We start from the raw sequence: 19,442 nt of genomic DNA, 5'->3' as shown, positions 1-19,442 counted from the left end.
CTAACATTTGTTTGTTAGTCTACCGGTATTTCGCCAACAGGCAAGCGAAAATCGTTTTAAGCGGCGCGTCGACGTGTCAGCAGGTAGATGAAGTAGCCGCCGCCAAGCAAAGAGGCGATTGCGCCGGCGGGCATTTGCGCTGGGTACAACAGCGTGCGTCCCAGCCAGTCGGAGAGAATCATCAGCAACGCGCCCAACAAGATGGCGAGAAGTAACTGCTGCTGCGCTTTGCGGGCGCCGAGCATGGCGGCCATGTGAGGCGCGAGCAGGCCTACGAAGGCGACGGGGCCCATCACTGCCGTGACCAGCGCGCAGGCGAGGGAAGCCAGAAACAGTAGCGCCAGACGGGCGCGTTTGATATTCAGACCACGGGCCAGTGCGACCTGATCGCCAGCGGAGATCAATGTCAGCCAGCGGGAGCAAAGCGCGCATAACGTGGCGAGGACGATAACGCCGGTCAGCAGAAGCCAGGCTTTACCGTCGGTGGTTTGGTAAGTGGAGCCGGCCATCCAGCCCAGAATTGAATACGCGCTGTCGCTGCCCTTGGCCAGGGCGAAACGCACCAGGGCGTCTATCAACGCCGCCAGGGAGATGCCGGTCAGCACCATCACGCCAGGGGCATAGTGATGTCGACGTCCCAACAGTAACAGAATCAAAAGAACGCCCAGGCTGCCGGCGAAAGCGATCAATGGCCCGGCTTGATAGATTGAGCCGCCAAACGCCAACACGGAAAGCACTAAAGTCAGTGATGCGCCGGCGGACATGCCCAGAATATCCGGGCTTGCCAGGGGGTTGCGAATCAGCCGCTGAAGGATGACGCCCGCGAGGGCCATGCCGCCCCCCGCCGCCGCCGCGGTGACAATGCGCGGCCAGCGCAGGGAGAAAACCAGTTCAGACGGCCAGCCAAAGCGCCAGTTGACGGAACCGGCCCCTTCTGGAGACCATAGCAACGCTATCGCCGCTGTTGCAGGCACGCCCAGCGCCAGCATGATCAGAACGGTTTTGGATAACTTCATCACGCCGGCGGGCAGTTGTAGAGAGCTATGATCGGCGGCGGTTAACTTGCGGCGTGTGAACCAGATTAATCCAGGCGCGCCGATTAGCGCCGCCGCGGCGCCGCTGGGAACCAGATCGGTTGTCCATTGGCTGGCCAGCACGGCGATGGCGTCAGTCGCCAGCAACAGCAGTCCGCCCAGTAACAGGCTATAGGCTAACTCATCGCCGGCGCGGCGCGCTCCCAGGGCGCGAGCGAGATTGGGCGTCAGCAGGCCGATAAAACTGATAACTCCTACCGCTGTGATAGAGCACGCCACCAGCCAAAGCGCGGCGGGAAGCAGCAACGCCAGTGTGGCGAAAACGCCCATACCGCGTCCTCGCGCCCCGGCCTCTCCGAGGCGCAGCAAGGTTAGGGGGCGATGCGCAAACAGCAGGATCAGCAGGGCGATACTTAGTTTGGGCGCGAGCCAGATCACCCAGTTCCAGTCTGTTTGCGTTAAGTCGCCCGCGCCCCAGATGAACAGGTTACGCGCATACTGGTCGTTGAGTAGCACGATGGCGGAAGCTGCCGCGCCCAGCAGAATGTTGACGGCCATGCCCGCCAGCACGACGGGCAATCCGGCAAGACCTCCGCTGCCGGCGATCAATAACACCAGCGTGACGGAAAGGCTGGCGCCCGCCATGGCGATCCAGGCGCCATAGTCCGCCATCAGTGCAGGCGCCCAGACGCTGGCGCAGACCAGCGCCAGCCAGGCTCCTGAAGCGGCACCCAGGGTCATGGGGGAGAGCAGGCGATTCTGGGTGATTTGTTGCAACAGACTGCCGACTAATCCCATGGCGCCGCCAACCAGCAAGGCCAGCGCGGCGCGGGGCAGGGTGGCGTAAAAGAACTGAAAGTCTTCAAACTCCACGGCTGCGCCGCCGCTGAGCAACGTCCATTGCACGTTGAGCGGCGGCGGTGAGCTGAGTTGCAGGTAGGCGAACAGCAGAACCGGCAATAACGCCAGGGTGACCAGATAGCGGCGCATACGACTTCAACCTGTAGCGATAAGCTGATCCGGTTTGGTCACGGCGTTAGCGTTAATAAGGCGTCGGTGATGGACTCCGCCAGATATCGCACCGACAGCGGTCCGCCGTAAGTCCAGGTGGAGCGGGCGGCGGCGAAGCGTCCGCTGCGAACGAAGGGCATAGCCCGCCACAATGGCGTGGAGAATAGATCGTCCGCTTGCTCGAAAGGCTCGATGTAAATCACCACGCCGTCTTTGATGCGCCCCAGGTCCGTCACCTTTTTCTGCGTGATGCCCCATTGGGTCGCCGGCTGTGGCAGGGCGGGTTGTAGTCCCAGTTTGGTCATGGCCGCTTGCGCCATGGAGTTGTCGCCAAAGATGCGCAGGACCGAGGGGGTGGTGAAGCGCACTGCCGCCACTTTGGGCAAGTCGCCGTGATAGTGCGCCTTCAGTTGCGCCTGCAGTTCGCCAAAGCGGGCGTCCATGGCGTCCAGCTTTTGCTTCGCTGTCGTTTCTTTGTCGAACAGACGGGCCAGTTGCAGGAAGATCTGCCGGGAGACATCGAAGTTATCGTGGTCGGCGCGGAAAGAGTCGAAAAACAGTACCGGCGCCACTTGCTCCAGTTTTTCCACCATGCCTTCCTGCATGCTGGAAAGCAGAATCACATCCGGCTGCAGGGCCGCAATGCGCTCCAGGTTAGGTTCGGAGCGCGTGCCTACGTCAGTGATGGAATTCGCCAGCTGCGGTCGCACTACCCACTCCTGATAACCCTTGATATCGGCGACGCCGATGGGCGTGACGCCCAGCTCCACCAGATTTTCCGCCATGGACCAGTTCAGCGCGATGACCCGTTGCGGAGTTTGCGTGAATTCATGCTCGCCGCGACTGTCGGTAATGGTAAGCGCCTGGGCGCAGACGCTGGTCGTCAGCGCCAGGATAGTGGCGAAAGCGATGAAGGCGCTGCTGCGCGTGAGCGGGCGACGGGAAGGGCGAATCAGATCGGAAAATAAAATCATGGGCATACCCAAATGAAAGGCGAAGGGTTACTTGAATTGCGGTAAGAAGTCATTAGCGTCATGCCACCACCGCGATTTTGCCGTCCTGGCGCGGGTGATCGACAAGATCAATATCAATGCCGTACAGCTCTCCTAACAGAGACGCGGACAGCAGTGTTTCCGGCGCGCCGTCGAACGCCAGTCGCCCTTGTTTCAGCGCCACGATGCGGTCTGCGAAACGGGCGGCCAGATTGACGTCGTGGAGGATGACGACAACGCCGCGTCCATGTTCTTGGTTGAGGCGGCGCAACAGCCCCATCACTTCGTATTGATGAGATAAATCCAGAGCGGAAGTGGGTTCGTCCAGCATTAACAGCGGCGCTTGCTGGGCTAACAGCATGGCGATCCAGGCGCGCTGGCGTTCGCCTCCGGACAGTTGATCCGTCAGGTGCTCCGCATAGCGGGACACGTCCGTCTGCGCCATCGCCGCCTCGATAATCGCCGTATCTTCCTGACGCCAGCGTCCAAATGTCCCTCGCCAGGGAAAGCGGCCCAGGCGTATCAACTCCCTGACATTGAGGCCGGCGACTTCCGGCAGATTTTGCGGCAGAAACGCGATATTCCTCGCCAGATCCCGTTGCGAGTAATCATTCAAAGGACGGTTTTGCAGCCGGATGACGCCGGAGTCCGGCTGGATCTGCCGCGCCAGCAAATTGATCAGGGTGGATTTTCCAGACCCGTTATGCCCCAGGATAACGTTGAAGCGGCGCGGGTCCAGAGACAGCTGGGGCAGAGACAGAATGTCACGGCCATCGCGGCGCACGCGGATATCTTCAAGTTCAAGCATAGGCGTTCCACTCTTCCGTCAGTCGCTGTACGCGCACTTCCGGTTTTTGTTTCGGGCAGGATGCGCACAGTTCGCCGTCCTGCCGCAGGTAGTGCAGGCAACAGGCTTTGCGGTCCAGGGTCAGTTGCAGTCTTCCGTTACACAGCGCAATGGGCGTCAGGTTGCTGTATCCAATAAGATCCATGGCCTTCAGCCAGGCTTGCGCCCATTGCTGTATCTGTTGGTTGTCGGGAGGGGAAGCGAGCAGGCTGAGGCGGGCGAGGGCGGATAACAGACTGTCCGCAACCAGGCGTTTGGCGATCAGCGGCTTTACCCTGGCGATGCGGTTTAGCTGATTAAGAAAGATTTCGCACACTTGCGCCAGCTCTGCGCCGCTGACTTCGATCAGGCGTTCGACGGCGTCGGATGGCGTTGCGACAGGCGGCATGCGGAAGCCGGCTACTACACCCTGGGCGTATTTCTGCCCCAGTTCTGATAAAGGCGCGGCGGTTCCGACCAGATGCACCGCTGCGACGGCAAGAAAGGTCGGTTGCCATACCAGCATGGTCCAACTGCGCACGGCCCAGTATGGGGCGCCGGCCTCGGGGCAGGCATCGCGCCAGTAGCTGTGTAATTGCGTCAGAATCTCCTGGTTATCAGCCTTGGCGCGAATCAAGCCCGCGTTATCAAAGCCAATCTCTCCCGTCAGCGCGGGGTGCGCCAGCGCGGCGGCGCGCAGCAGCGCATCCAGCGGAACCAAAGCTGCGCCGGGCTGACAGTTGTGCGTGGGCGATGATGGTCTCACGGGGTGATTGGACTGTCCGAGTTAATGGCTGCGAATGATGGCTTACTCAATGTCGCCGATACCTGGGGGAGTTAGGTCGCCGAATTGAAACTGCGTTACGGCGACGTTTCCCTGCAGGTTGACGCGAAAAATAAATCAAATGATAATGATTTGCGTTTAGATTATCAAATAATGCATTGCCGCATTGGCCCGGACGCCATCCAGATCCTATCGTTTCAGACAATTAGCCGGAAGCTGCTTGTCTGCTGAACTAATTGTTACCTGAGAGGAACCCGCAGTATGGCGACGCACCGTAGCCCCGGTAAATTTGCGCCCCGTTTATTCCCAATCTCTTCCCAAACTTGCAGCGCCGGACGATCTGTCCGTCACGCGCCGCCCTATGTCGCCAACGGACTGGCGTATTGGGTGGCGGCGTTGTCGCTGGGGTTGCTGGCCTCAGGAGGCGTCGCGGCGGAAGATAGCGATGACGTACAGGTGTTGCAGCCGGTGACGGTAAACGCTAAGGCTGGCGGCGTCGCCCCGACGGAAGGCAGCGGGTCTTACACAACCCGCGCCAGCAATACGGCGTCGCGGATGGACATGTCGCTGCGGGAGACCCCGCAGTCGGTGTCGGTGATCACCCGAACGCAACTGCAGGACTTTGCGCTGACGGATATCAACGATGTGCTGGCGTACAGTCCCGGCGTCACCGTGGAGCAGGTGGAAACCGACCGCACCTACTTTACGGCAAGAGGGTTTGATATCACCAACTTCCAGCTCGATGGCATTGGCGTCCCTTTCGTATACGGCAACCTGTACGGCGATATTGATACGGCAATATACGACCGTATTGAGGTGCTTCGCGGCGCCAATGGACTCATGACTGGCACGGGAACGCCCTCCGCCACGGTTAACTTTGTGCGCAAGCGGCCGACGGCGGACACTCAGGCTTCCGTGGGGCTTTCTTATGGCTCATGGGATAACCGCCGTGTCGACGCGGATGTTTCCGGCGCTTTGCTGGAGTCAGAGAGAGTGCGCGGCAGGCTGGTGGTGTCCTATCAGGATAAAGAGTCCTATCTGGATCGCTATGAGCAGGAAAAGACCATTTTTTATGGCGTGGTGGAGGCCGATTTGAATGACAGCACCACGCTGACGTTGGGCCACAGTCGCCAGGATACGCTCTCCAACAGCCCAATGTGGGGCGCATTGCCACTGTACCGGACGGATGGTTCGGCGACGAATTACGATGCGTCGGTCAGTACGGCGACGGATTGGGCGTATTGGGATGGCCGTATCGACAGCTCCTTTGTTGAGCTGGCGCATGACTTCGCCAACGGCTGGCGTATCAAAGGCGTGGTTACCCGGCAGCAAGTCAAAGCTGATACCAAGCTGTTTTATGTATACGGGACGCCTAATCCGGATACGCCCGGGTCTGATCTTTACGCGTATCCAAGTTTGTATGGCTTCGATAATGAGCAGTGGATCGCCGATGTCTATGCGACAGGGCCATTCACCCTGGGAGGACGGGAGCACGAAGCGGTGATCGGTTTGAACTGGTCAAAATCCGAAGTGTGGGACGAGTCCAAATATGGCGCAGGTATTGGGACGGAAATTGATGACATCGAAGATTGGGATGGCGATTACCCCGACCCGGAATATAACGCAGGCGTAGCGGGCAGCGATTTCACCGACAAGCGCCGAAGCCTGTACGCCGCTACCCGCCTCAAGCCCATGGATCGTCTGACCTTGATCACCGGCTTCCGGGTGACGGACCTGGATAGCAGCGGCGTTACCTACGGCGACAGCAAGAAAGAAACACAAAGTGGAGAAGTGGTTCCCTACGCTGGTGTTGTGGCGGATATACACGAAAATCATTTGGTGTATGTCAGCTACACCAAAATATTCGATCCTCAGTTCAAGGACGATATTGACCATAACCGCCTCGATCCGGTGAAGGGCGACAACATCGAAGCGGGGTTGAAGAGCGAGCTGTTCAATGAGCGTCTCAACACCACCATCGCTGTCTTCAAAACCGAACAGGATAACGTCGCGGAAGTGGCGGGCGTTTATCCTGGAACCAGTACGAATTACTACAAAGGCGTGGATGGCGTTTCCAGTCAGGGGTATGAGCTGGAGATCGCCGGAGAAGTGTCTCCCGGCTGGGAAGTGGCGGGCGGTTTCACTTACGTTTCCATCGAAGACAAAGATGGCGAGGACGCCAAGTCCTACGTGCCCCGGCGTATGCTGCGTTTGTCCTCCAGCTATCGCGTTCCCGAACTGGAGCGGCTGAAAGTGGGCGCCAGTGTGAGCTGGCAGGACGACATTTACAGGGAGCAAGGCGTGGCTACGACGGGTCCGAATGCGGGCGAATCCATCCGCACCACTCAGGAGGATTACATGCTGGTCAACTTGATGGCGAAGTATGACTTTACGGATAACTGGAGCGCTACCTTGAATCTGGACAACATCACGGATGAGAAATACCTGAACAGTCTGTACTGGGCGCAGAGTTACTATGGCGCCCCCCGCAGCGCCAGGCTGACGGTTAACTGGACTTATTGATCGCTGCACAGTCTCCGGGCGCCGCTGCACAATGAATGCGCAGCGGCGTCTTTAATCCTCCTCCTTTTTGTGCCCTCCCTTGCCGTCTGCGCCGCTTTTAATCTATTCAATCCATTGATTTTAATAGCTATGCTCATTAGTTGACTGCCTGGTCAATTATTGGAATGAAATCTGCTATACATCAGGTTTACAACCTCGACGACCTGTCGTCGATAGCTGAGGACTTGGCTATGGGGGTAGACCAGCAAGTGCGCGCGATCGCGTTGACCTCGCATACGCGCAATGGGGTGAAACATCCCGTCAAATGGGGGGCTGCGGATATTGGCGAGCGCGGACCGATAATCGGAACGCTGTCCGATCCCGCCTGTAAAAACACCATTGGCTCTCATGCCGGCGCTTATAGTCTGTATCGCGCCCTGGCGGTGGCGAAGGGCGATTTATCGCCGCTGCACCGGCCGGATCTTACCAATACCGAACCGGTGATTGATTTGGGGCCGCACCCGCAATGGAGCGACGCGGACAGGATTGTCTCTCTCGATCCCTGGGGGCACCGCGTGGCCTCTGACTTCAAAACGCCTCTGCAACAGGGGTTGGATATCCGTCCCACCATCGCTGTCACCAAAGCGCGTATCGCCATCCCCGAAATTCAATATGCAGTGAAGCAAGGGCTGATTCACGCCGACGGCAAAATATTGCTGGCGACCGGCGAAGCCAATGTCACCAAGGTCGCCATTGAGCCGGTTTGGTATTTGCCTGGCGTCGCGAGACGTTTGGGCGTGGCGGAGGCGACTTTGCGCAAGGCGATGTTTGAGCACACCGGCGGCATGTTTCCCGAGCTGGTGACGCGGCCGGATTTGTCGGTGTTTTTACCTCCTATTGGCGGCGTGACCCTGTATCTGTTCGGTGATCATGCGGCTATCGTTGATCCTGAGCGGGAAGTCGCCTGTCGGGTGCATGACGAGTGTAATGGCTCTGATGTTTTCGGCTCGGACATCTGTACCTGCCGTCCCTATCTGACCCATGGCATCGAAGTGTGTATTCGCGTCGCCCAGCGTGGCGGCGTGGGGATCATCCTGTATAACCGCAAAGAGGGAAGAGCCCTCGGAGAGGTGACCAAGTTCCTGGTGTACAACGCCCGTAAACGGCAGGTGGGCGGCGACCGCGCGGACGCCTACTTTGAACGAACGGAATGTATCGCCGGCGTTGAGGATATGCGCTTTCAGCCGCTGATGCCGGACCCGTTGCACTGGTTGGGGGTGACTCGCATCGATCATATGGCGTCCATGAGCAACATGAAGTTTGAGGCGCTGACCAGCCAGGGCATCGAGATCGTCAATCGCATAACGATACCCGACGACATGATTCCAGAGGACGCCAAGGTGGAGATCGACGCCAAAGTGGCGGCGGGCTATTTCTCACCGGGCGCTCCGCTTTCCAAAGACGCGCTCAGCGCTAAATCCGGCAGGGATCTGGAGGCTTATTGATGTCGAACTTGCAGGAAAATTTCGCGACGGCGCAGGCAGCGTCCGTCTATACGCCAACGCAATTACACCTGTGGCGCGCAGAAACCGTGCGCTCGCGCTGCGGCGAGGTCTTTGAGCGCGCATGCGCGGGCGAACTACTTGCTTATGACTATCGGGCGGAGCGGGTTGAGGCGGCGGCGGACTATGTCATGGCCGTCATATTGGAGAATTATCCTGATCTGAACATACCGCCACACAGCCGCTGGCGTCACTTCTCCTGCGGCGGCGTGGACCGGTGGTCTCCTATCGCTGATGGCGCAGGCGATCTGAATGAACTGAAAATGCGGGCGACGGAACTGACTATGATCAGCGTGCTGCTGGATGCCGGGGCCGGCGCTGATTGGCGCTATGTCGAGTCCGCCAGCGGGCTGACGTTATCTCGTTCTGAGGGGTTGGGAGCCGCCAGCGTGGCGCTCTATGCTCAAGGGGCGTTGTGCTCGGCGGGGATGCCGTTCCGAGTGGATGCGGACGGCTTGAGGAGATTGACGACTGCGCAACTGGCGGCCTGCTTTCAAGTCAGTGAACGTAATCCGCTGATAGGTCTGCAGGAACGGGTGACCTTGCTGCGTCGATTGGGCGATGTTGTGGCGAGCGCGCCGGGCGTCTTCGGCGGAGAGGGTCGGCTTGGCGCCTTGGCCCTGTATCTGGAGGCGGCCGGTGTAGCCAGAGGAGCGGGAGTGGCAGGTGGTCTGTCTGTGGACTTCGCTTTTCGTGAGTTGCTGAAACTGTTGTCCGGCGTCTGGCCAGTGCGAAACTCTGAGTTAGGCGCGCTCGGCGATGTCTGGGCGTATCCTGGCGTCGGAGCGAATGAGCCGGGCGCAGGGCTCATTCCCTTCCACAAGCTTTCCCAATGGATGATGTATTCGCTGACGGAAGCCTGGCGCATCGCCGGCATGGAGGTGATTGAGGTCGATACGCTGACGGCGCTGGCGGAATACCGCAATGGCGGGTTACTGCTGGATATGGGTGTGCTGGCGCCGAAAGATCCCGCCTTCGCGGCGACGGAGTATGAGCCAGGCGCGCCGGAAGTGGTGGAGTTGCGGGCGATGACCGTCACCGTTGTGGATCAGCTCGCCGCGCATTTGAATGCGCAGCTTAGGGAGCGTGGCGTGGCCCTGACGATGTCGCAAATACTGGAAGGCGGAACCTGGAGCGCTGGGCGCAAACTGGCCTTTGCGCGCTCGCAAAGCGGCGCGCCGCCGATCCGTTACCGCGCGGACGGCACTTTGTTTTGAGGCGAGGGAAGTCGCTCCAGACTTCCCGCAAATCTATATCAGCAATGGTTGAGAGACAGCTATGACAATGACTTCATTAGTGGAAAAGCATCCCGGCGTGTACATGGTCAATCATCCCTTTGTGCAGCATAAGCTCACCAGTCTGCGTGACAAAAACACCTCAACCCGGGAATTCCGTATGCTGGTGCAGGAGCTGGGCGTACTGATCGGCTACGAAGCCACCCGTGATCTGGAGACGGAGCTGGTGGAAGTGGAAACGCCTCTGGAGAAGACGATGTCGCCGACATTGAAAGGCAAGAAGCTCTGTATCGTCACCATCATGCGGGCGGGCAATGGCATGACCGAAGGCGTGCTGCAACTGTCGCCCTCGGCGCGGGTGGGACATATCGGCCTCTATCGCGACCCGCAGACCAAGATGCCTATCGAGTATTACGTCAAGATGCCGCCGGATCTGGATCAACGGACGGTGATTTGCGTTGATCCCATGCTCGCCACGGGACACTCCGCGACGGCGGCGGTGCATAAAATCAAGGATCTGGGGGCGCAGGATATTCGCTTTATCTGTCTGTTCGCCGCGCCGGAAGGCGTCAGCCTGTTTCGTGAAGAACACCCGGACGTGCCGGTTTATGCGGGAGTGATCGACAGCCATCTGGATGATCACGCCTATATCCGACCCGGCGTGGGCGACGCTGGGGATCGGATATACGGCACGAAGTGAGGCGGCTCCCGCCTGCATGATGTTTAAGGGCTAGGCCTTGGTCAGTGTCGGCGCGCGCGGAGCCGGGCGGGAGGCTTCCAGATTTTTAACGCGTTGCCCTATCGGCGGGGGGATTTCCTTGTCCACCACAACATCCAGCAGGACAGGTCCCTGACGTTGAAACAAGGATGCAATGTCCAGACGCGCCAGTTCTTCAAAGTCTCTGATGCGATAGGACTCCACTCCCATGGATTGCGCGAGCATAGCGAAGTTGGTCTGAGGTAACTCATTGCCGAAACTCTTCATACCGCGCATGCGCTGCCCGTGCATGACGGTGCCCAACACACCGTTATTCAGCACCAGAATCACCACGTTCAGGTTGTGCTGCTTGGCGACGGTGATTTCCTGCGCCGTCATCAAGTAACTGCCATCGCCGGTAATACAAAGCACCGGAATATGTGGGTTGGCGAACTTGCCGCCGATGGCCGCGCCGATCGCCCAGCCCATGGCGGCGAACCCCATGGATATCGGCATTTTATTCACGTTAATTACTGAGGCTGAGCGAGGATGCCAGTAATGGGTGGCCCAGAAAAAAGCGTTGCCAGCGTCCGCGTAGAGATGCACGCCTTTGGGCGCGCATTGGCTCAGCCGCCAAAACAGTCGGCGCGGGTTGATGGGCGTAGTGTCGGTGTTGCAGTCTTCAATATGCAGCACGCTGATATTTTTGGGCAGGTTGTTTTCATTGCGTAGCGCGGGGAGAGTTTCTTCGCTGGTTTCCAGGACGGGAGCGGCCTGGTTTTCCTGATTGAGGTAGTCGAAGACAATGCGTGGGCTGCCCATCAGATTCAGTTGCGCCATATGGGATTTGGCGAGGTGCTCCGGGTTGTTGTTGATGTGCACCAGACGTCGCGACAGGATAGTGCTGCCGTCCCAGCCGCAGGTGGCGTGCTCATCCAGATTGGCGCACACCACCATAATGATGTCCGCTTCCTCCGCCGTCAGGGTTTTGCGGGCTGATTCATGCCCCGCCGTGCCGAACACGCCCCGATAGAGAGGGTGGTCGGCGGACATCAGGCCCCGTCCCATGGGCGTGGTGACGATTGGCCAGGCGCGCCGCTCCGCGTAACAGAGAATCTCCCGCATCGCGCCGGCGCAGCCGTTGCCGATGACGATGACGCCGCGCTGATAGCCCCGCAAGATAGTGTTCAGACGTTGCAGCACGATTCGGTCCGGGGTGATCTCCTGACCCAGAAACGTATGCAGGGAGATGGGGTTGCGGCTGGATGGGATCGGGGTTTCGAAAATATCCAGAGGAATGCTGATATGTACAGGTCCGGGAGTGGGGCCGGTGGCGTGACTCAGGGCCGCCAGCAGGTTGTGCTCCAGTTGTTCGGGGTGGGAGACCAGGGTGTTGTAGCGGGTGCAGCCCTTGAACATAAGGATGGTGTCGACGCCGGAAGCGCTGCTTTCCTGCATGGCGCCGCGGCCGAAGGTGCTGATGGTGCTTTGTCCCGTGATAACCAGCATGGGAACGCTGTCCACAAAGGCGTTGCTCACGGGCGTTAACAAGTTGGTGCAGCCTGGGCCGGAGGTCGCGCTGCATACGCCGATGACGCCGCTCTCCCTGGCGAAGCCATCCGCCATAAAGCCCGCTCCGGCTTCGGAGCGCGTCAGTATCCAGCGTACATGGGTATTTTCCTCATGGCGGGTGAGAGCGCAGCCCAGAGGGTCGATGTTGCCGCCGGATACGCCGAATACGTAGGGCACTTTTAACAGACTGAGATATTTAACAATTAATTCTGCGCAACTGATCGCGTTGGCCTGACCAGTTTGTGTAATTAGGGGTTTTGATTCCATGGGCGTTGTCCTGTGTTGAAAAAGTTAAACAACAGGCGCGAAACCCCACCAGGGCCCAGCTTCCGGCATATCTGCGCGGAGCCCATCGGTGCGGCGTCTTTCTTGGCGGGGACTAGCGGGCTTGTCGAAACTATCTACGCGTCCAACAAACTCTACTCACAGACATCAGGCGCTTTTTTATCCCTATCAGCATAGCAAAAGCAGGCGGAAATCCAGGGTGGGAGAAAAATAATTTCCGCTTACGAGTGATTTTTGTGACTCTCTTTGCTTATCCAGGCGATCCAGACCAACGCCAGGGTGGCCAGATTGACGGTCACCGGGTTGAAGGCGTCCACCAATAAGCCCGGGGAAAATAACGCTACATCCGCCAAGAGGCCGACCAGCGCGACGCCAGCGGCCAGCAGCGGAAGGCGGCTGCGCAGCGGCAGTGCAATCAGCAGCCCCAGAATGATTTCCGCCACGCCGCCGGCCAGGGCGATCTGCGGCGCATACTGGCCCAGGCCCTGGGCTTCAATCATGGCCAGCTCCGTTGGGCTGAGCCACAGTATTTTGGGAACCAGGCCATGATAAAGAAAGACGCCGGCCACGCTGAGGCGCGCCACCCAGTGAATACGTCGCAGTACATCCATTATGAGTGCGTTCCTGTCCGCTTGCGTTAGGTCATTCATGCGTTGTGTGTTTGGCTATAGACGGTGCTTGGGCGCCCTGCAGAAAACGGCTGTTATGGTCCGGCGTAGGCAATAGGCAATGGTCATACTTGCCGAAGAGGGAATAACGGTTCTGGGCGATGAGATCGTAGCCCCAGTCCCGCAGAAAGCGCGGCAGAATACGAAAAACTTTCAGGTAGCGCCAGGGCGGGGGGAACTGCGCGATGATGCGCAGGAAGGCCTCGGACTTCTCAAAGGCGTGCTCGCCTTCGACATAAAGCATGGTGTCAAAACGATCCAGGGGCATGTCAAACCAGGTCAGGATCGCCTGTCCCTCGGGGGATTGCACAGAGGCCATTTTAAACTGTCTGCGTCGGTCGTATTTGATCAGGAATTTCGACCAGGCGTTACAGAGTTTGCAGACGCCATCGAACAGGACGACCCGGTCGTCGCTCTGCATATAGGGAGGCATATTGGTTTGAGGCGTCGTAGGTTGAATCATGGCGTTCTACTCCGTTGCAATAGACGCGCTCAACGGGCGCAGGCGGTAATACAGAATCGCATCGAAAGGATAGCCCTTTTGTGAGGGGACCCAGGCCGGGCTCTGCTGCACGTCCGGGCCGCTGATCAACAGTTTTTCAATGCTGGCGCCGGCGATGCCCAGCCCACGAGGTTTCAACGCCCTGTTCCAAACGGAAGCAAAAGGTTCGTCTGCGAGCATGGCGCCCACATAGGCATAGGCATAGGCGTTGGGTCCATTTTCTGCGCTTATTTGAGGGCGCGCCTGGGCGGCGTTCCAGCTTTTATCCTGCATTGTTTTGGCGACAAGGGCGGCGCCGATCCAGTCGTAATCGATCAGTCTGCCGATGACGAGATATTCAATCCGGGCGTCGTCAGGCAACGCTTTTAACGCAGCCTCCAACAACGCGATTGTTTCTTCTTGAGTGGCGCCGCAATAAAAAACTTCACTGTGTGCAAGACGAAACGTTAGCGCCTTGATGTTAAATTCAACGCTCCCCTGACATTGGCCCATCTCGCCCGTCGCGATGGTCTCGGCATGGGCGACTGCTGTGAAGAGCGTCAGCGCGCTCAGCGCAGCCATGCATGGCAACGACGCGAATCTACGCTTGAACGCCCTGTAGGAAAAAGTCCCCATAAAACTCCTTGGAGAGGTGATTGCGGTCATATGCCGTCAGTATGCCCGACTATTATGAGACGACAAAGCCCGGCATTAAATCCCCTTAACAACCCGCCGTAGCGCTTTATTTTGCAGGATGCCGGTTGCAGAATCTGACATAACGGATGGAGACAGGAGCGCTGTCATGGAACAGATTGGAAAACTCATCATTCTTTTGTCGGCATTGGCGGGACTGATCCCGTCCTCCGCTTGGTCAGAGGACGCTGTCGTCGCGTCGCAGAAGGCGTCCACGTCATTGAAGGCGCCAGCGCAGGATAAAGAAACAAGCGCGCCGCCGCGGGGCATCTTCAGCAGCCATGTGGTAGGTAAGGAAGCGGACTCATTACGTCCGGCGTTCGTGAAAGGGGGCTTGGTCAGAGTGTTCTGGTCGGATATAGAGCCCAAACCCGGCCACTATGATTTCTCCGCCATCGAAGCGCAGCTGCAGGGCGTTCGTCGCTATGGCAAGTTATGGTCGCTTGCCGTACTGGCGGGACCCCGGGCGCCGGACTGGCTGTTCGATGAAGGCGCCGGCTCCATGGAAATACGCTTTCGTGGGGACCGCGTCCGCATCGTTCCCTACTGGGATCTGCTTTTGCAGGCACGCCTGAAATTACTGGCGGAGGCGTTGGGGAAGAAGTACGGAAACGATGAGACCCTGAAGCTGGTGTATGTGCCGCAAGCGACGTCCAATGGCATTGAAGGCCATTTCAACGGCAACCGCTATGAAGACCTGCAGCGGCAAGGCTTCACTCCCGACAAATGGGTGCGCGCGGCGGGAGAAGCCATAGACTCTTTTTACCGGGCGTTCCCGCAAAAATACCTCGCTTTCGAAGTGCATGAAATCGGTACGGTGGAAACGCCGGAACGCATCATGCGCCTGATAGAGAAGAACTACCGCGACCGGGTGGGCATCGCTGTCTGGTGGCTGTCAGGACGGGAAAACTACCAGAATGCTCTCCTACAGGAAGTCCGCGACTTTCGCGGCTACAAATACGCGCAAGCCATCGGCCGCTCCGACCAGGGCCGCCGCTTCGGCGCCGGCGGCTACGGCGGCATGTTCGAACAAGCCAAAAAACTCGGCATTCGCTACATCGAAGTCTGGAACTACGAAATCACCCGCAACCGCAACCCGGAAGTCACCCAATCCATTGAGGGGTTCAGCCGCAGTGAGGCTGTGCAGGGAGAGCCGGGCGCTTGATAATCGGTTTGCCATCCTGCAAAGACATTCCCCCGATCTGTGCAATACTTGTTTGTAGAAGCGTTTTACAGGGTTGCATGTAGACAATATCGCACGGGGTGAGTGGAATGATTGAGTTTCTATGCGGCGACATCACCGAGTTGGAGGTGGACGCTATAGTTTGTCCCGCCCATAAATATCTCAGTAAAGGCCGGGGCTTATCCGCGCAGATTTTTGAGCAGGCGGGAGAGGACGCCTTGGAGTCGGCCTGTTCTCAAGCGGGGGAATGTAAGGTGGGCGATGCCTGCCTGACGCCGGGATTCAAGCTGCCCGCCAAACACATTATTCATACTGTGACGCCACAATGGACGGGCGGCGACCAGTGGGGCGGTTCTGATCTGCATTTGCTGGCCAACTGTTATCACAGTGTGGTGCGGCTGGCGCTGGAGCAGGGCGTCAAAACCATTGCTTTTCCCGCCCTCGGTGCGGGAACCAATAAGACCCCGCAGTCTATGGCCGCTCATGAAGGGTTGGAAGTTTTGGTGAAATACGCTGACAGCTTTGAGCGTCTGATCATTTGCCTGCATTGGGAGGCAGGACTGGACACCTGGCGGCGCACCTATGAGGACTTTTTCGCCAGAAGAGTGGAGCAATCCCGCAAAACCGGTTGAAGGCTGGTTATGTCCGCATGAGTCGTTAGAATAGATCGCTCATAGGCGCGGCGTTAAGAGCGTCGTTGCTGGATTCGACTCGGCGGACGGGAAAACTGTACTGTGAAACCTCTTAACATTCTGGCCATCTCCGGCAGCCTCAGGAAGCTCTCCTATAACACCGCGGCGATAGAGGCCTTAAGCAGATTGGCCCCGAAGGACGTAACGGTGAAAGTCTATCAGGGGCTGGGCGACCTGCCGCTGTTTAATCCTGACCTGGAAAATGAATTACCCGCCGCCGTAAGGGAGTTAAAGTCCGCATTGGCGCAAGCGCACGGATTGATTATCGCCAGTCCGGAATACGCCCATGGAATCAGCGGCGTTATGAAGAACGCCCTTGATTGGCTGGTGAGCGGCGAGGAGTTTGTATATTTGCCCGTCATGCTCATCAACACATCGCCCCGGGCCAGTCACGCCCAGGCGGCTTTACGCGAAGTGGTGACCACCATGTCAGGCCGTATCATAGACAACGCCTGCGTTTCCGTGCCTCTGCTCAGCTCCAATCTGGACGCGGAGGGGATTGTGCAATCCCCTGAGATTGCCGGCCCCCTGCTACAGGGACTTCAACAGTTCATCGACGCAATTGAGGCGCAGGCTGAAGCCGACGACTGAGCTTCAGTCTGAAGGCGCGAGATTTGGGATATCAATTGCAAAATCAGTGACGCCGATGTCCTGCCCCGCCTGTGACAGCAGTGTGCTCGCCTGACCCCGGTGATGCGTTTGGTGATTGAAGAAGTGCGCCAGCAGTTCGCCAAAGTTACGCACGCTTTTCCCGCCGGTCATGCTGCTGTAGTGGAGGTTGAGAGCGTAGTCTTCTTCCAATACTTCGTCGGTAAGCCAACGAATGATCAAGGCGTCCAATTGACGTCGTTTCTCCGCTAGCGCATTAAAATCCGCATATAAAGTCTCATTCAGCGCATTGGGCTTGGGATATTGCGACAGACCTTGCAGGGATTGATAACGGTTCGACAATGAAGAATAGCGGCCCAGCCAGACCAAATCAGCCACCATAATGTGATTCAGAGTGCCGAGGATGGAGCCGAAAAATGCCCCGGAATCTCTCGTCAGGACGCTCTCGTCCAGTTTTGCGGCCGCCGCATAAACCTGGTTGTTCATGCGTTGGTTGTATCCGGCCATAAGTTGATAGTGTTGTTTGAATCCCATGAATGCTGCTCTCATTTTTATCGTCGTTTTTCGTAGTCTAAGCAGAACAGGGGCATAGGCAAGCGCCCTGAGCGAGGCTTTGCATATTTGTTTGGGAAAAAAAAGGGGGGGCGAATAAAAAGAGAGAATGCTGACTTGAGGTCGTGTCGTGGCTACTTGCCTCGTTGTCTCTCATCTATCATTACTGTCTCTTGCTCTCCCGCATTAAGTGCGCGAAAAGGCGTTGTCAGCACACCGCGGTATTGCAGTTCCCGCATGTAATCAATGGGAGACTTTTCCGTTTTGAAGGTCCCCCAGAATACGAAGCCGAGTGCATGCAGGCGCAAGCAGATATCACTGAGGCGTTCGTTGTGGGTAAACACGTAAGTGGTGGGGCTGAAGGCGTCGTCAGCGGGATAGGGGATGTAGTAAACGTTTGGCGTAGCGCGGCTGTGCTTGGAGGTTTTGTTGAGCTTGAGACCTAACTGAGTCAGCTGAGTCTTATCAAAGTCTTGGCTTAAGGCGACTTCTATCTCATCGTCAAAAATCCATTTAACCAGATTCATGGCGTGCACAGATTCCTCGCCTTGGGTGATTAGCCGTCCGCAACTGGCCGTCCGCAACTGGCCGTCCGCAACTAGCCGTCCGCAACTGGCCGTCCACTATAAAGCGCTGCGGGCGGCGTCCTGGATTTTTTTCACCATAGCGCGCAGACCGTTGCCGCGTGTGGGGCTCAAGTGGCGCATCAGGTCCAGTTCTGTAAACAGCGCATCCATATCGAAGCTGACGATATCCTGCGGCGATTTGCCGTTGAAGGCGCACATGACGACAGCGGCCAGGCCTTGTACGATCATGGCGTCGCTGGCGACCAGGACGTACATCTTGCCGGATGCGGCGTCCAAGTAGTGAATAAACCAAACCTGACTCTGACAGCCGTGCACAAAGTTTTCTTCCACTTTGTGTTCCGCCGGCATAGCAGGGACCTGCTTGCCCAGGTCGATGACGTAACCGTAGCGCTCTTCCCAGTCATCCAGAAACTCAAAACTGTCTTTGATGTCTGCGATGGTGGTGTCTTTTCCCAATGGGTTGGCGGTGAAAATATCGGCTTGATCTACGGCGGTCATGGTTATCGGTTCTGTCTGCGTAATTCATCGTCTGCAGGCGGTGAACTGGGCGCCTGCGGTTAGCTTATAGCATGCCTAGTTCGAGTTTGGCTTCTTCGCTGAGCATGTCGTTGCTCCAGGGAGGATCGAAAACCAACTCCACTCGCGCTTCGTCCACATTGGGCACCAGCGTAAGCTTATGTTTTACGTCATCGGCGATGACAGGCCCCATACCACAGCCGGGCGCCGTCAGGGTCATTTCCACATTGACGCAATTCTTGCCGTCCTCTTTGTTGACGGCGACGTTGTACACCAGGCCCAGATCAACAATGTTTACAGGAATTTCCGGGTCGTAAACGGCGCGTAATGCTTCCCAGACATGACGCTCATTGACTTCGCCTTCCGTGATGTCGTCGAAATTGAAGTCGGCGACGTTCTTACCCAAAGCGTCGGCGTCTCTGCCCTCAACCCGGGCCAGATTGCCGTTGACGACAACAGTGAATGTGCCGCCCAGCGCCTGGGTGATAGTGACGAAAGTATCCGCCGGGATGGTGATTTCCGTGCCCGCGGGAACGAGACGCGCAACGCAGTCCCGTTTGGTGAGTACAACCTCTCTTTCCATATCGATCAGGCGTCCTCTTTTATGGAAAAGCTTTCCCCGCAGCCGCAGGATGAATCAACGTTTGGGTTGTTGAACTTGAAGGCGTAATTCAGGCCTTCTTTGACGAAGTCGATCTCAGCGCCATTAATGTAGGGCAGGCTCTTGGCGTCAACATAAACAGGAATGTCGTCAGCGAGCACGAACTTGCGATCATCGTCGGAAGGGGCCTTAACCAGATCCACGATATATTTGAAGCCGGAGCAGCCGCTGGCTTTGAGGCCCAGGCGGAAACCCTGGGCGTCGGGATGCTGCCTCAGCTGCTTGCGGATGTGTTGAGCCGCAGCGTCGGTGATACGCAATCCCACTTCAGGCGTAAAGGTTTGCGCGGACATAGTGGTC

20 protein-coding genes are annotated in these 19,442 nt (G+C 57.8%); 7 read left to right on the top strand and 13 right to left on the bottom strand.

Annotated features, from left to right (window positions below; translation table 11 throughout):
- Window positions 1-56: 56 nt before the first annotated feature.
- Genes fhuB through O5O45_RS19145 form a run of 4 tightly spaced genes read right to left on the bottom strand, consistent with a single transcriptional unit; the run spans window position 57 to window position 4,629 of the window.
- Entirely contained in the window at window positions 57-2,024 is a 1,968-nt protein-coding gene (fhuB, locus tag O5O45_RS19160; RefSeq protein ID WP_305900958.1) for a Fe(3+)-hydroxamate ABC transporter permease FhuB, read from the bottom strand.
- A gap of 38 nt (window positions 2,025-2,062) precedes the next feature.
- Window positions 2,063-3,019, bottom strand: coding sequence for an ABC transporter substrate-binding protein (locus tag O5O45_RS19155; protein ID WP_305900957.1), 957 nt, complete (start codon window positions 3,017-3,019; stop codon window positions 2,063-2,065).
- Window positions 3,020-3,077: 58 nt separating this feature from the next.
- Window positions 3,078-3,845 carry an ABC transporter ATP-binding protein gene (locus O5O45_RS19150; protein ID WP_305900956.1) on the bottom strand — a complete coding sequence of 256 codons (768 nt, stop codon included), beginning with the start codon at window positions 3,843-3,845 and terminating at the stop codon, window positions 3,078-3,080.
- Window positions 3,838-4,629 (bottom strand): siderophore ferric iron reductase, encoded by a 792-nt coding sequence (locus O5O45_RS19145; protein ID WP_305900955.1) that lies wholly within the window; start codon window positions 4,627-4,629, stop codon window positions 3,838-3,840. The genes O5O45_RS19150 and O5O45_RS19145 overlap by 8 nt, the downstream gene beginning before the upstream one ends.
- A 279-nt stretch (window positions 4,630-4,908) precedes the next feature.
- Here O5O45_RS19145 and O5O45_RS19140 point away from each other — a divergent pair, with 279 nt between their 5' ends.
- The 4 genes from O5O45_RS19140 (at window position 4,909) to upp (ending at window position 10,646) form a co-directional block, all read left to right on the top strand.
- Window positions 4,909-7,170: a TonB-dependent siderophore receptor gene (locus O5O45_RS19140; RefSeq protein WP_305900954.1), complete on the top strand. Its 2,262-nt coding sequence runs from the start codon at window positions 4,909-4,911 to the stop codon at window positions 7,168-7,170.
- Between the two features lie 164 nt (window positions 7,171-7,334).
- Window positions 7,335-8,654 (top strand): GTP cyclohydrolase II, encoded by a 1,320-nt coding sequence (locus O5O45_RS19135; RefSeq protein ID WP_305900953.1) that lies wholly within the window; start codon window positions 7,335-7,337, stop codon window positions 8,652-8,654.
- Window positions 8,654-9,928 carry a DUF1688 family protein gene (locus O5O45_RS19130; RefSeq protein WP_305900952.1) on the top strand — a complete coding sequence of 425 codons (1,275 nt, stop codon included), beginning with the start codon at window positions 8,654-8,656 and terminating at the stop codon, window positions 9,926-9,928. The genes O5O45_RS19135 and O5O45_RS19130 overlap by 1 nt, the downstream gene beginning before the upstream one ends.
- Before the next feature lie 61 nt (window positions 9,929-9,989).
- Window positions 9,990-10,646, top strand: coding sequence for a uracil phosphoribosyltransferase (upp, locus tag O5O45_RS19125; RefSeq protein ID WP_127973062.1), 657 nt, complete (start codon window positions 9,990-9,992; stop codon window positions 10,644-10,646).
- A gap of 30 nt (window positions 10,647-10,676) precedes the next feature.
- Here upp and O5O45_RS19120 read toward each other — a convergent pair whose 3' ends face one another.
- The 4 genes from O5O45_RS19120 to O5O45_RS19105 form a co-directional block, all read right to left on the bottom strand.
- On the bottom strand, window positions 10,677-12,482 hold the full coding sequence (locus tag O5O45_RS19120) for a thiamine pyrophosphate-binding protein (RefSeq protein WP_305900951.1): 1,806 nt from the start codon (window positions 12,480-12,482) through the stop codon (window positions 10,677-10,679).
- Between the two features lie 239 nt (window positions 12,483-12,721).
- A complete protein-coding gene (locus O5O45_RS19115) occupies window positions 12,722-13,111 on the bottom strand; it encodes a DoxX-like family protein (RefSeq protein WP_305900950.1) in 390 nt (129 codons plus the stop codon).
- Between the two features lie 31 nt (window positions 13,112-13,142).
- Window positions 13,143-13,631: a thiol-disulfide oxidoreductase DCC family protein gene (locus tag O5O45_RS19110; RefSeq protein WP_305900949.1), complete on the bottom strand. Its 489-nt coding sequence runs from the start codon at window positions 13,629-13,631 to the stop codon at window positions 13,143-13,145.
- Window positions 13,632-13,637: 6 nt separating this feature from the next.
- On the bottom strand, window positions 13,638-14,285 hold the full coding sequence (locus O5O45_RS19105; protein WP_305900948.1) for a hypothetical protein: 648 nt from the start codon (window positions 14,283-14,285) through the stop codon (window positions 13,638-13,640).
- Window positions 14,286-14,451: 166 nt separating this feature from the next.
- On the opposite strand from O5O45_RS19105, the gene O5O45_RS19100 reads away from it, so the two are divergent.
- From O5O45_RS19100 to O5O45_RS19090, 3 genes are all read left to right on the top strand, one after another.
- Window positions 14,452-15,507 carry a beta-galactosidase gene (locus tag O5O45_RS19100; protein WP_305900947.1) on the top strand — a complete coding sequence of 352 codons (1,056 nt, stop codon included), beginning with the start codon at window positions 14,452-14,454 and terminating at the stop codon, window positions 15,505-15,507.
- Between the two features lie 107 nt (window positions 15,508-15,614).
- Window positions 15,615-16,157, top strand: coding sequence for a macro domain-containing protein (locus tag O5O45_RS19095; RefSeq protein ID WP_305900946.1), 543 nt, complete (start codon window positions 15,615-15,617; stop codon window positions 16,155-16,157).
- A gap of 102 nt (window positions 16,158-16,259) precedes the next feature.
- Window positions 16,260-16,808, top strand: coding sequence for an NADPH-dependent FMN reductase (locus tag O5O45_RS19090; protein ID WP_305900945.1), 549 nt, complete (start codon window positions 16,260-16,262; stop codon window positions 16,806-16,808).
- A gap of 3 nt (window positions 16,809-16,811) precedes the next feature.
- Here the strand turns inward: O5O45_RS19090 and O5O45_RS19085 are convergent, their stop codons facing one another.
- The 5 genes from O5O45_RS19085 to O5O45_RS19065 form a co-directional block, all read right to left on the bottom strand.
- Window positions 16,812-17,360, bottom strand: a complete 549-nt coding sequence (locus tag O5O45_RS19085; protein ID WP_305900944.1) for a DinB family protein — start codon at window positions 17,358-17,360, stop codon at window positions 16,812-16,814.
- A gap of 152 nt (window positions 17,361-17,512) precedes the next feature.
- A complete protein-coding gene (locus O5O45_RS19080; protein WP_305900943.1) occupies window positions 17,513-17,905 on the bottom strand; it encodes a hypothetical protein in 393 nt (130 codons plus the stop codon).
- A 96-nt stretch (window positions 17,906-18,001) separates the two neighbouring features.
- Window positions 18,002-18,463 (bottom strand): SufE family protein, encoded by a 462-nt coding sequence (locus O5O45_RS19075; protein ID WP_305900942.1) that lies wholly within the window; start codon window positions 18,461-18,463, stop codon window positions 18,002-18,004.
- Between the two features lie 64 nt (window positions 18,464-18,527).
- Window positions 18,528-19,064: a putative Fe-S cluster assembly protein SufT gene (sufT, locus tag O5O45_RS19070; RefSeq protein ID WP_305900941.1), complete on the bottom strand. Its 537-nt coding sequence runs from the start codon at window positions 19,062-19,064 to the stop codon at window positions 18,528-18,530.
- A 5-nt stretch (window positions 19,065-19,069) separates the two neighbouring features.
- Entirely contained in the window at window positions 19,070-19,435 is a 366-nt protein-coding gene (locus O5O45_RS19065) for a HesB/IscA family protein (RefSeq protein ID WP_127973050.1), read from the bottom strand.
- Window positions 19,436-19,442: the final 7 nt, after the last annotated feature.

Source organism: Hahella sp. HNIBRBA332 (assembly GCF_030719035.1).
Lineage (GTDB): Bacteria > Pseudomonadota > Gammaproteobacteria > Pseudomonadales > Oleiphilaceae > Hahella.
This window is presented reverse-complemented; position numbering and strand designations above follow the sequence as displayed.

Bases quoted from the DNA above. Each gene is read 5' to 3' on its own strand.
- O5O45_RS19105 (WP_305900948.1), bottom strand. From the start codon at position 14,285: ATGGGGACTTTTTCCTACAGGGCGTTCAAGCGTAGATTCGCGTCGTTG.
- O5O45_RS19075 (WP_305900942.1), bottom strand. From the start codon at position 18,463: ATGACCGCCGTAGATCAAGCCGATATTTTCACCGCCAACCCATTGGGA.
- O5O45_RS19140 (WP_305900954.1), top strand. From the start codon at position 4,909: ATGGCGACGCACCGTAGCCCCGGTAAATTTGCGCCCCGTTTATTCCCA.
- O5O45_RS19080 (WP_305900943.1), bottom strand. From the start codon at position 17,905: ATGAATCTGGTTAAATGGATTTTTGACGATGAGATAGAAGTCGCCTTA.
- upp (WP_127973062.1), top strand. From the start codon at position 9,990: ATGACAATGACTTCATTAGTGGAAAAGCATCCCGGCGTGTACATGGTC.
- O5O45_RS19115 (WP_305900950.1), bottom strand. From the start codon at position 13,111: ATGGATGTACTGCGACGTATTCACTGGGTGGCGCGCCTCAGCGTGGCC.
- O5O45_RS19150 (WP_305900956.1), bottom strand. From the start codon at position 3,845: ATGCTTGAACTTGAAGATATCCGCGTGCGCCGCGATGGCCGTGACATT.
- O5O45_RS19110 (WP_305900949.1), bottom strand. From the start codon at position 13,631: ATGATTCAACCTACGACGCCTCAAACCAATATGCCTCCCTATATGCAG.
- O5O45_RS19130 (WP_305900952.1), top strand. From the start codon at position 8,654: ATGTCGAACTTGCAGGAAAATTTCGCGACGGCGCAGGCAGCGTCCGTC.
- fhuB (WP_305900958.1), bottom strand. From the start codon at position 2,024: ATGCGCCGCTATCTGGTCACCCTGGCGTTATTGCCGGTTCTGCTGTTC.
- O5O45_RS19100 (WP_305900947.1), top strand. From the start codon at position 14,452: ATGGAACAGATTGGAAAACTCATCATTCTTTTGTCGGCATTGGCGGGA.
- O5O45_RS19155 (WP_305900957.1), bottom strand. From the start codon at position 3,019: ATGATTTTATTTTCCGATCTGATTCGCCCTTCCCGTCGCCCGCTCACG.
- sufT (WP_305900941.1), bottom strand. From the start codon at position 19,064: ATGGAAAGAGAGGTTGTACTCACCAAACGGGACTGCGTTGCGCGTCTC.
- O5O45_RS19135 (WP_305900953.1), top strand. From the start codon at position 7,335: ATGAAATCTGCTATACATCAGGTTTACAACCTCGACGACCTGTCGTCG.
- O5O45_RS19065 (WP_127973050.1), bottom strand. From the start codon at position 19,435: ATGTCCGCGCAAACCTTTACGCCTGAAGTGGGATTGCGTATCACCGAC.
- O5O45_RS19120 (WP_305900951.1), bottom strand. From the start codon at position 12,482: ATGGAATCAAAACCCCTAATTACACAAACTGGTCAGGCCAACGCGATC.
- O5O45_RS19085 (WP_305900944.1), bottom strand. From the start codon at position 17,360: ATGGGATTCAAACAACACTATCAACTTATGGCCGGATACAACCAACGC.
- O5O45_RS19095 (WP_305900946.1), top strand. From the start codon at position 15,615: ATGATTGAGTTTCTATGCGGCGACATCACCGAGTTGGAGGTGGACGCT.